Consider the following 13370-nt stretch of genomic DNA (forward strand, 5'->3'; position numbering starts at 1 on the left):
TCTCCGAGCAGGAGTATTATCCTCTATCTGACTTCCCCCTGTCTTGACCGTCCCTATGGCCATGATCGCCGCGATGACCATGCGGTCTGTCATGCTTGTCGCGATCGCCGTGCGGCCTGTCATGCTTGCCGTGTCCGTCGGGCTTGTCATGATGCCCGTGATGCCCGTGATGATCGTCATGGTGATGGTGGTGATGTTTGTCAGGCTCGGGGCGCGGCTTTTCCTCGTCAGGCTTGTCCTCTTTCCCTGGTTTGCTCGGCGTTGGGCGAGCCTTGCGGATATCGCGGGGTGTGATGTCATCGCGCGGAATTTCCGCGGCGCTGGCAAGCCCGCAGCCGCCAGCGCCCGCGGTCGCGGCAAGCGTCTGATTGCCCGACAGGAACGGTAGCGCCCGGCTGTTGCCGAGGGTCTTGAAGATACCGCGGTCCACGCGACGGGTATCGGTGAGACGTCCGTTGGGCCTGGCGACCACGCAGTCGCAGCGCCGCGTCAACTGCCTGCAGCCGCCCGCGCCGCAGAATGTGGCCGCGCCGTTCAAAAGCACGACGGCGGTCGTGCCATCGGCACCGACATAGAAATCAAACGCGGTTCCGCGCACGCCGATCGTCCCGGCGGGCGTCAAAATTTCATAGGCCGCGTGTTTCGAATTTCCGCTGACCCAGCGAAACGTACCCTTCGCCGCTTTGACGGTCAGCTTCTTCACCGTGCGGGAGCCATCGAAAACGAAGTTGTCGATCACGACGGACGAGCCCCACCCTACCGCCAGCTTGGTGCCATCCCGGAACACGAACTGGCCAAGCCCGGATTTGGACGTCCGGATCCGTTCGTCCTGGTAAACCGCGTCGTTGACCGACAGATCACCGCTCGCGCCCGTCACCACTGTCTTGATATGGACCGCCTTGCCGATCGACTCGGCTGCAGCCAGCGGCGTTGCGGCGCAGACCAGAAAACCAAGCGCGGCGAGGATCGCCCGATCTGGAGTAAACATGTTCCTCTCCCAACATAAGCATATTAGCATATTGCGGGATAGGCTGTCTCCTGATCCGTTGGCAGGAGACCGATCATACAAAAGGCGGCCGGGCCAACGGCTGACACGCGATGAGCAAATAGAGCCGCCAGAGCGCTTCATCTTCAAACGCTCTAGCGGAGAGGTCTCGGTTTAGGCCCCCTTGGAAAACAGCGAGGCAAAGGTGCGCTTCGGCGCGGAGAAACCCTTCATGCTCTTGACGATGACCATCTGGCTGATCTCGCCGCGCTTGAAGGCTTTCAGGAAGCGCGGATATTCCTCGAAGGCGACGCAGCCGTGTGAATCGCCGCGGTTGCGCAGCAGGTAGCTGTGGGCCAAAAGGCCGTCGCGGCCGTGCGGTGCGACGCCGTCGATCGGCGTCAGGCGCACGGCCTCGACACCGTGGAACAGCGATTCGCGCAGCGTCACCTTGTAGGTGCCGGGCGGGGTTGGCCCCTTCATCTTGACGTGAACATAGTCGGGATTGTCGCGCATCTTGCCGATGCCGGAATGCGCCTCCAGCCTCTCGCCGTTCGGCATGTAGACGACGCCAGCCGAGATATCGTAGTAGGCGATGCCTTTCTTGCCGCGGAAGGTCGGGCGAACCTCGTTGTCGTCGTCCATCGGGAAATCGGGCTTGGCATAGGCCAGTTCCTTCACCGCGGGCTTCCTGTTCGCCCGGTCCGCCAGTGTCTTGTCGGCCAGTGTCTTGTCGGCAGGTGTCCTGTCCGCGCTATCGGCCAGGCTTTTCGGCTTGGCGAGCGGCAGCGGCCCGAGATCCGGCAACATGCCGCCCAGCGAAGACGCGGGCTGCGGCATGACGAGACTGAACGGCTTGGTCAGGCCCTGGTCCTTGAGCGAGACGGTTTCGACAAGCGCATTGGCCACGACCGGCGTCGAGCCGGTAATCACGCCGTCACCTCTGGCCGCCGCAGCCTTCGCCAGCGCCAGCACCTGTGTCTTCTCGGCAAAGTCCACCGCCGGCTTGACCATGGCGACGGCAGCGATGCTCCTTGCTGGGACAACGCTGGCGACGAGGTTCATGCGCGGCAGGACGGTGAGCCGGGAAAACTTGGAAAGCCGCACCACGCGCTGCTGCGGGGCGGCGCGCACGATCGCGTTCAGCCCAAGCGAGGCCTCCAATCGAGCGGGTTTGCCGGACGGCAGCGAAGGCCCCATGGTTTGCATCGCCGCGAAGGTTGCGACCATCCAGACCGAGGCGGCAATTCCGATGCCGACAATGGTCGCACCGGACAAGAACCGCGGCGCCGTCCCTGGACGGGAACCCGCCCTGCCGGAAGAGGCGACGTGACTTAACTTTTCAACCGCTAACGCCATGATACTCGTTACCCGAAACGCATTACTCAATCGGAAGGCAACGAGACGCATTGCCGCCGAAGCCGGTCCAATGCCCGCCATGCGCCAAATCGTGCGCTTGCCTGGGCCTGCCGGTCGATCCAAAGAATGACAAAGTATGGTAACCAATTCCTTTACGCGGGCTCCGAGAATATCGCGGAGCATGGTGGGCATAGGAGGAGCGGCACCTGCCGCGGGCAAAAAAGGCGAAAAAGGCATCCCTTCCCGCCCGGGACATCATGGTCTGTAGAGCCCCTGGAACACCGGCGCATCGCCGCCAGCGTTCAAGCCGAAGCTCAAAATTCCGCATTTGCGTCCGGTCTCAGAGCCTTTATTTTTGGCGAGAATAAGGAGACGCTCACATGAGCGGCATTTTTCTCGACATCACCCTGTCGTCCGACGGCTTTGCCGCCGGACCGGATATCTGCCGTGAGACCCCGCTGGGCGGGGACGGCTGGGGTCTGAAGTTCATCGAAGCCGCCAGCGAATCACCGCGGAAATCGGCGGCGTGCAATACCACTTGGACGTGATTTCGGCGCGCCATTCGCACAACTTTGCCCCGCTTGACCGGAAACTTCCCAAATACCCGTGGAAATTGTGCCGGCACGGGTAGATTGGGTAAAATTGCAGCGAATTTCGGCCGAAAAAATTAAAGCGCCAATAATACCAATTCGAGCTTATCCGCATGAACGGACCAAAACTTTTTTGAGCGCCCACTCGGCAGGAATTCGTGCCCATGAGCTTTCTTTCCGCCATCGCAGTCATTTCCCTCGTGGTGATGTTCCCCGTGCTCCTGTCTCTGCGCACGACCGGTGTGCCGGGTATCGCACGTTTCTGCGCCGCCTGCGCGCTCGCAGCCCTTGCGGCATCGGTCAGCCTGGCGGCAAGTGTCGCGCCCGCCTGGTTCCACACCGTGGGCGGTGCGACATTGACGGTCGCCGCCTGCCTGCTCACCCTGAAGGGCTTCAGAGAGTTCCTCGGCAGGCCGCCGCTCGGCATCTGGCCGGTCGCAATCACCCTTGCCGGCCTCACCATGGTGCTGCTGTTCTTCAGCTATGCGGTCGAAAGCCTTGCGGCGCGGGTATCGGTCGGCGCCGGGTTCTCGAGCCTGATCTGCCTCCTCATCGGCGCCAGCATCGTCCGCCATTGGCCAAAGGAGCGGGCGATCGCGCCTTATATGCTGTTTTGCTGCGTTACCGCCTTCGCGGTCGCTACCCTTCACGCCTTGCGGGCCGCGACCGTTACCACTGGTTTCGACGCGTTCGGCAGCGCCGCGGAGCCGCTCTGGACGACAGCGATCCTGGCTGCCCGGGCACTGGTCATGCCATTGTTTTTTCTCGGCATTATCCTGATGCTGCACGGATGGGTGATCGCCAATCTCCGCCATATGATCGCCCATGACGATCTGACCGGCGCCCTGTCGCGCCGCGCCTTCATGACAGAACTCGAGCGGATTTTTTCAGCCGAAAAGGCGTCTGGTCGCCAGACGGCGTTCATGCTGCTCGATCTTGACCGGTTCAAACAGATCAACGACCTCCATGGCCATGCTGGCGGCGACGTGGCGCTCGCGCACTTCACCAGGACTGTACGCGAAACGCTTGCCGGACGCGGTATTCTCGGCCGCCTGGGTGGCGAGGAATTTGGTATCGCGATGCGCGGCATCGGCAGGCTGGAAGCGGCCGAAATCGCCGAGGCAATCTGCACGGCGGTCAGAACGACCCCGGCCAGCGCCAAAGGCACGAGCATCGCGATGACCGTCAGCATCGGTATCGCCATGGCCGATCCGGGCGGCTCGCTTGCCGAAGCCATGGTGCAGGCAGATGTGGCGCTCTATGAGGCCAAGGCGATGGGACGTGACAGGCTGAGCATCGCCGGAAGCCTGCACGCGGCATCGGCTGCCAGTGCCCGGGCGCTGGCCGGCGCTGCCGCCCAGATGCGGGCCGCCACAGCCGGCGCGATAGGCCCAGCGCGGCCCCTGTCCAGTACAGGCTGACATCTCAAGCGGCACCCAGTGCAGCTCCGGCGCCGAGACTTGCTTTGCCGGCCAGACATCCTATGTGAGATGGCATCGCATCCGGAGAACCAAAATGCCGCTTCCCATCCGCCTCGTCAGTGTCTGCGCACTTCTTGCGACAAGCTTTGTTTCCCTTCCAGCGCAAGCCGAAACGGTCGGCGAAGTCGGTGTCGACTGGCTCGGCAACGACATCACCATCGATGCTGTAACCGACCCGAAAGTTTCAGGCGTGACCTGCCATGTCACCTATTTCGACCGCAGCGTCATCGACCGCCTGAAAAACGGCAACTGGTTCGAGGATCCGTCCAACAATTCGATCTCCTGCCGCCAGACCGGGCCGGTGACAATCGGCGATATCGGCCTCAGCCAGAAGGGCGAGGAAGTATTCCGTGAAGGACTGTCGCTGATCTGGAAGAAACTGATCGTCACGCGCATCTACGACAAGAAGAACAACACGCTGATCTATCTTGCCCATTCGCGCGAGCTGACCGACGGTTCCGCCAAGATGTCGATCTCGACCATTCCGCTGTTCGAGCAGCCGGTGACCTGGACGAACGGCGCGCCGAAGTAAGCCCATCATCGTGTGTGACGCAATCAACGGCTACCGATCGCATCGGCGGACGTGATGATACGGATGCCCGCCGCTGCCATTTCGGCTATTGCAGCTTCGACCCCGGCCGCATCGATCCCGCGGCTGGCATCGGCAACGAAGCGGATATCCGTGCCTGGCAGCATCGCCTTGGCGTCAAGCGCCGAGGCCTTGACGCAATAATCGGTCGCAAGCCCGCAGACATCGAGAACGTCGACCCGCTTTTCGGCGAGATAATCCGACAGGCCCGTCAAGGCGGAATGGTCGTTGTCGCGAAACGCCGAATAGCTGTCGACGTCGCGGCGTTGCCCCTTGCGCTGGACATAGCCGACCCGTGCCGTGTCGAGGTCCGGATGGAAATCGGCATCGCTTGTTCCCTGCACGCAGTGATCGGGCCAGAGCATCTGCGGCTCGCCGCCCAGCGTGCCCATCTCGAAGGGACGGCTGCCGGGATGCTGCGAGGCAAAGCTGCCATGGTCCGCCGGGTGCCAATCCTGTGATGCGACCACCAGATCATATTCACCCTCCGAGATCAGCCGGTTGGCAATCGGCACGATATCCTGGCCATTCGGCACGGCAAGGTTTCCGCCGGAGCAGAAGCCGTTCTGGATATCGACGAGCAAAAGACATTTCACGGGCGGTCTCCATCATTCCGGCAGCTGCGGCTTTCAATGCCCGAGGGATTCCCGGCGGGCTCAGACTAGACCGACGCAAGCGGCGGGCCAAGCCATAGGTTCGCGCGGGGTGATTGACACCAGCGCAAAACGCGCGGAGACCGCCGGGTCAAGCCCAGGCGGTCTCCGCGGTTCTCACCATAAATGTTCGGCTTAAGCGGCCTGCGCCAGTTCGTCGGCGATGACCGTATCGAGGTTGAGGAAGCAGACCATGCTCTTTTCCAAGGCAACGATGCCGCGGCAGAAGGCACGCTGTGCCTCCGGAATGATCTCCGGCGCCGGCTGCAGGGCCTCGCTCTTGATCGTCATCATGTCGGAAACCTGCTCGACCAGCAGGCCGACCAGCTTTCCGGCAATGTCGGTGACGATGATCGCCGAGCGCTCCGACGGCTCGGTCATCTTCATGCCGAGGCGGCAGGCCATGTCGATGACCGGGATGACGGCGCCGCGAAGGTTGATCAGACCGAGAACGTAAGGCGGCGTATGCGGCATCGGTGTCACCGGCGCCCAACCGCGGATTTCGCGGATAGCCATGATGTCGATGCAGAACTCCTGATCGCCCAGATGGAAGGAAACGATTTCCAGATAGGCACCGGATTGCTTGATGGCATTGTTGTTCATGATCAGAATTCTTCCCGGTTTCGGCGGAACCCGATGCCTTGGGCATGGACGACGCGAGGCTGCTAGAGGCGCCGGCCAGTTTGCCCCTCAAGAGGCCTGGCGGACGATGATGCGGGAGACCGGGCTGGATAAGAACCGGCGACGTCATGTCGGCAAAGAGATTCGTACTCCTTCACGCATTCCGAACATGGCAAACAGAAATTAAACATTTGCTAAAATGGCCGCTTAATTCTAACGGCGTCATGACCGGCGCCCCCCCAACCGGACCGCGAACGCATCGATTGCGGCTTTTCATATGGAAAGCCGAAGGGTATCATCGGCGCCATGCAAGATGATGCCAGAAAGCACCCGCAACCGCTGATGATCATAGCCTTGGCCGGCGCGGGCTTTCTGTTGTTTTCCGCGGCCTTTCTCGGATGGATCGTCCAGGGGCCGGAGATGTTCCTGACAATGGCGGAAAACAGTCTCTCCTGGTGCTTCTGACCGGACCTGCCGCATTTTGACGCTGGCTGCGCGACCATTTGCAACGCCGGTGCCAAAGGGCTATCTGGTCATCGAGATTGGCGAACCGGACCGGACATCATCATGAAAGCACTTCGCATCGTTCTTTGGGCGGCCGTCGCCGTGGTCGCAGCCGCACTCGGCTGGCTCAGCTACGAGATGACTACCTCCAAGGATCAGATCGCCGCCGGCCCGTTCGGCGTTCCCTTCGAACTCGTATCCCAGACCGGCCAGCCGATTTCCGAAAAGGCCTTCACCGGCAAGCCGACGGCCCTGTTCTTCGGCTTCACCCATTGCCCGGAAGTTTGCCCGACGACCCTGTTCGAGTTGAACGGCTGGCTGGAAAAGGTCGATCCGGACGGCACCAAGCTGCAGGCCTATTTCATCAGCGTCGATCCGGAGCGCGACACGCCGGAAATTCTTGGCCAGTACGTCTCGAACGTCTCCAAGCGCATCACCGGCATTTCCGGTCCGCCGGACAAGGTCATGGAGATGGTCAAGGGGTTCCGGGTCTATGCGAAGAAAGTTCCACTGGACGAAAAGAACCCGGGCGGCGACTATACGATGGACCACACAGCGTCGGTTTTCCTGCTGGATGCCGAAGGCAAGTTCACCGGTACGATCGCCTATGGCGAGAACCCGGATACCGCTGTCAAGAAACTGGAAAACCTCACCAGGTCTTAAGGTGCCGACTTTGCTTTACGTTTGATCGGCAGGCATGCTAGAGCCGCGCAAGCCGTCCCAACGGCAAGCACTTGCCGACAAGGACAAAGACATTGAGCGACCTGCGCCTCTTCATCACCACGACCGAGAAACTGTCCGAAGTCGCGCTCGACCTGATGACAGATGCCTTCGAGGATGAGGGCTACGCCATCGCCACGATGGAGATGGACGAGAAGAAGGACATCTGGGAAGCCTCGCTCTATCTCGACTTCGACGAGGAAGAGGCCATGCGCGAGCGCTTCGCCGCCGTCATCGCCGCGCAATTCCCGAATGCCAAGATCGAGCGGGAAATCATTCCGGATGTCGACTGGATTGCCAAGTCTCTGGAAGGCCTGTCGCCGGTGCGCGCCGGCCGTTTCCTCGTCCACGGTTCGCATGACCGCGACAAGGTCCGCCTCAACGATATCGCCATCGAGATCGACGCCGGCCAGGCCTTCGGCACCGGCCATCACGGCACGACGGCAGGGTGCCTCGAGGTCATCGAAACCGTCATGCGCGCCCGCAAGGTCCGCAATGCGCTCGATCTCGGCACCGGCAGCGGCGTGCTGGCGATTGCGGCGCGCAAGCTGAAGCCGGTTCCGGTGCTGGCAACCGACATCGACCCGATCGCCACCCGAGTCGCAGCCGAGAACGTCAAACGCAACGGCATCGCCACGGGTATCACAACAGTGACAGCCCCCGGCTTCCATTCGCCGGCCTTTGCCGCGCATGGACCTTTCGACCTGATCATCGCCAATATCCTCGCCCGCCCGCTGATCAGGATGGCGCCGCAGCTCGCCAGCCATCTGGCACCCGGCGGCTCGGTGATTCTCTCGGGAATTCTCGCGTCCCAGCGCTGGAAAGTGCTCTCGGCCTATAACGGCCAGCATCTGCGCCATGTGCGCACCATCTGGCGCAACGGCTGGGTGACGATCCATCTCGACCGCCCGTAAGAGGCGGCGTTTTCTAAAGGCCTGAAAAGGAAAAACCCGCCTGTCCGTCATGGACAAGCGGGTTTTCTAAACAAAGGCGATGCCGAAGCATCGCCCGCTGACCGGCAAGCCGGTCATGTCCGCGAGCTTGAGGAGGAGGAGCGCTCAAGCGGACTCTTCACAGTCTGAAATTGGCCACCCGGAGGGAGGAGGAGAAGGATGACCAACCATGTTCAGACCGTGCAGCTCTTGCCATCTGGCATTCGCATGAACAACAGATTTGCGTCCGTGTTCGTTGAGCGGGTTTATAGACTATTTTTGAAACGCGGCTAGGTGCATTGCAGCATGGGTGCCATGCGCATGGCGCATAAGTATGATAAATGTGACAGTGAGACCCGGGAGGCGAGATGCTGGCGATAATCATACCTCTCATCTGCCTCGGGCTGATCGTCTGGGTGCTGGGCACCGTTCTCTGGTCGATGCGCGGCGACAAAAAGCAAAGCCAGCCAGAATGGCCGCCCTACCCGCTGGTTAACGCCTCGGAAGAAGAAATGCGGCGGCGGCACCTCGAATGCCGGGACCGCCTCAGTCACGCGACATTCGGCACGAAGCTGGCGCGCGACCTCTATCGGAAGCTGATGACCTGCGAACAGGGTTCTGGGCTGATCCATGAATTCCACCGGGACTATTGCGGACATGGACTGATCCGCACCGGCAATGCAATCACGCTGCGCGAGATCTACGACGGTGGCCACAATGTCGGCGACCCCATCGCCAACTGGGAGAAAGAAGCAGACTTCGTCGCCTTCTTCGCGCGGCAATCGGATTTCACCTGCAGCGGCTGGGACCCGAACGAGCCGGTGTTCTTTACCGACGACCAATGGGCGCAGAACAACCAGCGGCTGACCCGGGATGTCATCCGGAAATTCGTCAAAGGCTGAGCAAGCAGGTTTAAGTCAGAAAGACGGGCTTTCGCAGCGCTCGCTGTTTCCGCTAGAGTGCACGCATCCGTTCAGGAATCGGTCTCCTTCGCACAGCGCGACCCCGGCCACCGGCTCCTTCCCATCGCAGGAAAATCAGATGTTCCAGTCCTTTGAAGTCACCTCCACTCCGCAGTTCGGCAAGGAACGCGTCGATGCGTTGCGCGCCGCCCTTCAAGCACTCGATGTCGATGGCTTTCTCGTGCCCCGCGCCGATGAATACCAGGGCGAATACGTGCCCGCGTCGGCCGAGCGGCTGTCCTGGCTTTCCGGCTTTACCGGCTCGGCCGGCATTGCTCTGGTGACGCAGAGTCAGGCGATTGTCTTTGTGGATGGCCGCTACGTCACCCAGCTCAAAGAGCAGGTCGACGGCACCGTATTCACCGGAGGCGACCTCGTCGGAGAACCGCCGCATCTCTGGCTGGAACACAATGGTAAAAAGGGCTTCCGCCTCGGCATCGATCCCTGGCTGCATACGGGCGCGGAAGTCCGCAAGCTGGAGAAAGCCCTGCAAGGGCTGGGCGGCGCGCTGGTCTTCCTCGACCACAATCCGCTCGACCGCCTGTGGGAAAACAGACCGGCGGCCCCGCTCGGCCGGGTCAAGATCCAGCCGCTCGATCATTCCGGTCTTCTTGCCAGGGACAAGATCGCGACCATGGCAGAAGAGATCGCCAAAGCGGGCGCCGATGCCGTTGTCCTGACCGATCCCTCGTCGATTGCCTGGACGTTCAACATCCGCGGCAGCGATGTGCCGCATACGCCGCATCCGCTCGCCCGCGCCGTCGTCCATGCCGACGGCAAGGCCGAGCTGTTTCTCGACAAGCGCAAGGCCGGCATCGAGGAGGAAGCCTATCTCACCCAGCTTTCCAGTCTCGAAGCGCCCGCCTCCTTCGAGGACCGGATCGCGGCCCTCGGCGCAACCGGGGCGAAGATCATGATCGATCCGGATCATGCGCCCTTCGCGCTGGCCGAGCGCATCCGCTTGAGCGGCGGCACCGTGATCGAGGCGATCGATCCGGCCCGCCTGCCCCGCGCCCGCAAGAACGCGGCGGAGCTGGAAGGCTCCGCCCGCGCCCATCTGCAGGACGGCGTGGCGATGGTCGAGTTCCTCGCCTGGCTCGACAGCACGCAACCTGAAACGGTCACCGAAATTGCCGCCGTCGAAAAACTCGAGGCCTGCCGGGCCAATGTCGGCCAACGCATGCAGAATCCGCTCAAGGACATTTCCTTCGACACGATTTCCGGCGCCGGCGAACACGCGGCGATCATGCATTACCGTGTGACGAGCGAAAGCGACCTGACCATTGCCGACGGCACGATGTTCCTGATCGATTCCGGCGGCCAGTACATCAACGGCACAACGGATATCACCCGCACCGTCGCGATCGGCACAGTGCCGGAGGAACAGCGGCGTTTCTTCACGCTGGTGCTGAAGGGCATGATCGCCATCAGCGTCGCTCGCTTCCCGAAAGGCTCGCGCGGTGTCGATCTCGATCCGCTGGCCCGCATCGCGCTCTGGAAGGCCGGCGCCGATTTCGCCCACGGCACCGGTCACGGCGTCGGCTCCTACCTGTCGGTGCATGAGGGACCGCAGCGCATATCGCGCGCCTCGATGCAGGAACTTTTGCCCGGCATGATCCTCTCGAACGAGCCCGGCTACTACCGCCCCGGCGCTTTCGGCATCCGTATCGAGAACCTCGTGCATGTGCTGGAGGCGAGCGAGATCGCAGGCGGCGATCTGCCGATGCTCGGTTTCGAAACGCTGACATTCTGCCCGATCGACCGGCGTCTGGTGATCACCAGCCTGCTGACGGATGAGGAGCTGGATTGGCTGAACGCCTATCATGCAGCGACGCAGGAGAAGCTGCTGCCCTTGATTTCGGATGAGACGGTGCTGGAGTGGTTGAAAACGGCGACGGAACCGCTGGGGCGCTGAGGTGATGCCCGCTCCTAACGGAGCGGGCAATAGCCTATATCACAACATGGCGGATCGCCATGACGACGAGCCAGCCGACGAGCAACATCCAGAGTGACGAGAAGCGCAGGCCCACCGCCAGCGCAACGAGCATGGCCGCTGCCACGTCCCAGCCGCCGGAGATGAAGGCGGGCGCGACCAGTGTCGAGAGCACGGCGGCGGGCACCGCGTTCAGCGCCGCTTTCATGCGCGGCGGGATGCGCTTCATCTGCGTGATCATCACGTAACCGCCGATGCGGGTGAGGAATGTCGCAAGCGCCGCGGCGAGGATGATGTAGATCAGGTGCATGTGTTCCGCGCTGTCCATGATCAGACCTCGTGTTCCAGAGTGACCGGTTCCTCGTGCCGTTTCGACAGCGGCAGGCAGGCGGCAAGCAGGATGCCGGCAATGGCGCCGATGCTCACGTGCCAGGGCGACCCGACGACATGCAGGGCCGCGATCGAGGCCAGCGAACTGACGGCAACGACTGGCAGCCAGTTGTCGCGCTGGCGGAAACCGAGAACGAGCCCCATGAAGTAGATCGGCAACAGTACATCGAGCCCGATGGCACGCGGATCGCCGATCATCTGGCCGAAGATCGCCCCAAGCATGGTCATGAACTGCCAGGGCAGATAGATGATCATTGCAAAGCCGAGATACCAGGCGAACGTCACGGGCTCGCCGCGTTCGGCCCGCTTCTCGGTTTCGGCATATTGCGGGTCGACCAGCAGGAAGAAGGTGAAGAACTTCTGTACGGCGGAGAAATGGCGGATATGTCGGGCGATCGATGCCGAATAGAGGATATGGCGAAAGTTCACAGCGAAGACCGACAGCACGATCAGCCACGGCTGGACGTTGTGGCCGAACAGCTCGATGCCGACCATCTGGCTGGCGCCGGCATAGACCGTGGCGCTCATGAAGACCGCGTCGAAAACCGAAAATCCGTTATCGACCGCCAGCGCACCGAACAGCGCCCCGAACGGTGAAGCCGACACCATGACGGGAAAACCGCCGCGAATGCCCTGCCAGAAATCGTCTTTTGTCATGAAGGAAACTTTCCGGAGCGAGGGCCAAAGGCCAAACAACGCTTCCCCAGATTGTGCGAGACATGGAACGCACAGATAGGCCGCGACCGGCACGCGAACAATTCAATAAGATTGATGCAGCGATCCGAATTTCTGATCGAACTCCGGATCGCTGCGTAATCTGAGGTCAAGCCTTGGGCTTCACCTGAAACGTATGCTCGATGCCGGGGAAGGTCCGGGCCTTGACTTCGTTGGCATAGGCTTCGAAAGCGGCCGAGATCTGCGGTGCGAGTTCGGCGAAATGCTTGACGAAGCGTGGCTTGAAATCGCTGAAGAGCCCAAGAATATCGTCCGACACCAGGATCTGGCCATCACAGGCCGGCGACGCGCCGATGCCGATGGTGGGCGCGCGCAGCGTTTCGGAAATTTCGCGCGCCAGCGGCTCGATCGTGCCTTCGATGACAATGGCAAAGGCGCCGGCATCATCGATCGCCTTGGCGTCGCGCCTGATCTTGGCGGCTTCCTTCTCGCTGCGGCCGAGCGAACGATAACCACCCAGCGTATTGACGAGCTGCGGCATCAGGCCGACATGGCCAAGCACCGGAATGCCGCGCTGGGTGAGAAAATCGACCGTCTCGGCCATCTCGGCTCCGCCTTCGAGCTTGACCGCGCTGCAGCCGGTTTCCTTCAGGATGCGGGCGGCGCTGTTAAAAGCCTGCTCCTTCGATTCCTGGTAGGAGCCGAACGGCAGGTCGACAACGACGCAGGCCTTTTCCGAGCCGCGCATGACCGCCTGTCCGTGGGCGATCATCATGTCAAGCGTGACGCCGACGGTCGAATCCAGACCGTAGAGCACCATGCCGAGCGAATCTCCGACCAGCATGAAATCGACATGCGGGTCGAGAAGGCGGGCAATCGGCGTGGTGTAGGCCGTCAGGCTGACGATCGGACGCTCGCCCTTCAGCGCCTCGATATTGCCGGGGCTCAGGCGCCGCTTTACTGCCTGTACACTCAT

The 13370-nt window shown here is 61.8% G+C and carries 15 protein-coding genes; 8 read left to right on the top strand and 7 right to left on the bottom strand.

Annotation, left to right across the window (positions count from 1 at the left end):
* Nucleotides 1-16 precede the first annotated feature (16 nt).
* On the bottom strand, nt 17-988 hold the full coding sequence (locus J2Z75_RS04415) for a FecR family protein (protein ID WP_209848170.1): 972 nt from the start codon (nt 986-988) through the stop codon (nt 17-19).
* 171 nt (nt 989-1159) lie between these two features.
* On the bottom strand, nt 1160-2263 hold the full coding sequence (locus tag J2Z75_RS04420; protein ID WP_234937116.1) for a DUF2778 domain-containing protein: 1104 nt from the start codon (nt 2261-2263) through the stop codon (nt 1160-1162).
* A 461-nt stretch (nt 2264-2724) separates the two neighbouring features.
* On the opposite strand from J2Z75_RS04420, the gene J2Z75_RS04425 reads away from it, so the two are divergent.
* From J2Z75_RS04425 to J2Z75_RS04435, 3 genes are all read left to right on the top strand, one after another.
* Complete coding sequence (locus tag J2Z75_RS04425) at nt 2725-2892, top strand: hypothetical protein (protein WP_209848175.1); 168 nt, start codon at nt 2725-2727, stop codon at nt 2890-2892.
* A 206-nt stretch (nt 2893-3098) separates the two neighbouring features.
* A complete protein-coding gene (locus tag J2Z75_RS04430) occupies nt 3099-4355 on the top strand; it encodes a GGDEF domain-containing protein (RefSeq protein ID WP_209848177.1) in 1257 nt (418 codons plus the stop codon).
* Between the two features lie 94 nt (nt 4356-4449).
* Entirely contained in the window at nt 4450-4947 is a 498-nt protein-coding gene (locus J2Z75_RS04435) for a CreA family protein (RefSeq protein ID WP_209848179.1), read from the top strand.
* 23 nt (nt 4948-4970) lie between these two features.
* Here the strand turns inward: J2Z75_RS04435 and pncA are convergent, their stop codons facing one another.
* Complete coding sequence (pncA, locus tag J2Z75_RS04440) at nt 4971-5600, bottom strand: bifunctional nicotinamidase/pyrazinamidase (protein WP_209848181.1); 630 nt, start codon at nt 5598-5600, stop codon at nt 4971-4973.
* Nucleotides 5601-5792: 192 nt separating this feature from the next.
* Nucleotides 5793-6260, bottom strand: a complete 468-nt coding sequence (locus J2Z75_RS04445) for a chemotaxis protein CheW (RefSeq protein WP_209848183.1) — start codon at nt 6258-6260, stop codon at nt 5793-5795.
* Nucleotides 6261-6620: 360 nt separating this feature from the next.
* Between J2Z75_RS04445 and J2Z75_RS29500 the strand changes: the two genes are divergently transcribed.
* The 5 genes from J2Z75_RS29500 (at nt 6621) to J2Z75_RS04465 (ending at nt 11311) form a co-directional block, all read left to right on the top strand.
* Nucleotides 6621-6743: a hypothetical protein gene (locus tag J2Z75_RS29500; RefSeq protein ID WP_268842032.1), complete on the top strand. Its 123-nt coding sequence runs from the start codon at nt 6621-6623 to the stop codon at nt 6741-6743.
* Nucleotides 6744-6845: 102 nt separating this feature from the next.
* The gene (locus tag J2Z75_RS04450; protein ID WP_209848186.1) at nt 6846-7445 is read left to right on the top strand and encodes an SCO family protein; all 600 of its coding nucleotides are present in this window, start codon (nt 6846-6848) and stop codon (nt 7443-7445) included.
* Between the two features lie 92 nt (nt 7446-7537).
* A complete protein-coding gene (locus tag J2Z75_RS04455; RefSeq protein WP_209848189.1) occupies nt 7538-8416 on the top strand; it encodes a 50S ribosomal protein L11 methyltransferase in 879 nt (292 codons plus the stop codon).
* 386 nt (nt 8417-8802) lie between these two features.
* Nucleotides 8803-9336 (top strand): hypothetical protein, encoded by a 534-nt coding sequence (locus J2Z75_RS04460; RefSeq protein WP_209848192.1) that lies wholly within the window; start codon nt 8803-8805, stop codon nt 9334-9336.
* Between the two features lie 139 nt (nt 9337-9475).
* On the top strand, nt 9476-11311 hold the full coding sequence (locus J2Z75_RS04465; RefSeq protein ID WP_209848196.1) for an aminopeptidase P family protein: 1836 nt from the start codon (nt 9476-9478) through the stop codon (nt 11309-11311).
* Between the two features lie 34 nt (nt 11312-11345).
* Here J2Z75_RS04465 and J2Z75_RS04470 read toward each other — a convergent pair whose 3' ends face one another.
* The 3 genes from J2Z75_RS04470 to panB form a co-directional block, all read right to left on the bottom strand.
* The gene (locus J2Z75_RS04470; protein ID WP_209848200.1) at nt 11346-11657 is read right to left on the bottom strand and encodes an AzlD family protein; all 312 of its coding nucleotides are present in this window, start codon (nt 11655-11657) and stop codon (nt 11346-11348) included.
* A 2-nt stretch (nt 11658-11659) separates the two neighbouring features.
* A complete protein-coding gene (locus J2Z75_RS04475; RefSeq protein ID WP_209848203.1) occupies nt 11660-12376 on the bottom strand; it encodes an AzlC family ABC transporter permease in 717 nt (238 codons plus the stop codon).
* A gap of 166 nt (nt 12377-12542) precedes the next feature.
* Nucleotides 12543-13370 carry a 3-methyl-2-oxobutanoate hydroxymethyltransferase gene (gene panB / locus J2Z75_RS04480; protein WP_209848207.1) on the bottom strand — a complete coding sequence of 276 codons (828 nt, stop codon included), beginning with the start codon at nt 13368-13370 and terminating at the stop codon, nt 12543-12545.

Origin of the sequence: Rhizobium herbae (genome assembly GCF_017873135.1) — a bacterium.
Classification (GTDB): domain Bacteria; phylum Pseudomonadota; class Alphaproteobacteria; order Rhizobiales; family Rhizobiaceae; genus Pararhizobium; species Pararhizobium herbae.

What these genes read in the sequence shown, in the direction of transcription:
- J2Z75_RS04415 (WP_209848170.1), bottom strand. Translation starts at nt 988, where the DNA reads ATGTTTACTCCAGATCGGGCGATCCTCGCCGCGCTTGGTTTTCTGGTC.
- J2Z75_RS04425 (WP_209848175.1), top strand. Translation starts at nt 2,725, where the DNA reads ATGAGCGGCATTTTTCTCGACATCACCCTGTCGTCCGACGGCTTTGCC.
- J2Z75_RS04430 (WP_209848177.1), top strand. Translation starts at nt 3,099, where the DNA reads ATGAGCTTTCTTTCCGCCATCGCAGTCATTTCCCTCGTGGTGATGTTC.
- J2Z75_RS04435 (WP_209848179.1), top strand. Translation starts at nt 4,450, where the DNA reads ATGCCGCTTCCCATCCGCCTCGTCAGTGTCTGCGCACTTCTTGCGACA.
- J2Z75_RS04445 (WP_209848183.1), bottom strand. Translation starts at nt 6,260, where the DNA reads ATGAACAACAATGCCATCAAGCAATCCGGTGCCTATCTGGAAATCGTT.
- J2Z75_RS29500 (WP_268842032.1), top strand. Translation starts at nt 6,621, where the DNA reads ATGATCATAGCCTTGGCCGGCGCGGGCTTTCTGTTGTTTTCCGCGGCC.
- J2Z75_RS04450 (WP_209848186.1), top strand. Translation starts at nt 6,846, where the DNA reads ATGAAAGCACTTCGCATCGTTCTTTGGGCGGCCGTCGCCGTGGTCGCA.
- J2Z75_RS04460 (WP_209848192.1), top strand. Translation starts at nt 8,803, where the DNA reads ATGCTGGCGATAATCATACCTCTCATCTGCCTCGGGCTGATCGTCTGG.
- J2Z75_RS04465 (WP_209848196.1), top strand. Translation starts at nt 9,476, where the DNA reads ATGTTCCAGTCCTTTGAAGTCACCTCCACTCCGCAGTTCGGCAAGGAA.
- J2Z75_RS04470 (WP_209848200.1), bottom strand. Translation starts at nt 11,657, where the DNA reads ATGGACAGCGCGGAACACATGCACCTGATCTACATCATCCTCGCCGCG.
- J2Z75_RS04475 (WP_209848203.1), bottom strand. Translation starts at nt 12,376, where the DNA reads ATGACAAAAGACGATTTCTGGCAGGGCATTCGCGGCGGTTTTCCCGTC.
- panB (WP_209848207.1), bottom strand. Translation starts at nt 13,370, where the DNA reads ATGAGTGTACAGGCAGTAAAGCGGCGCCTGAGCCCCGGCAATATCGAG.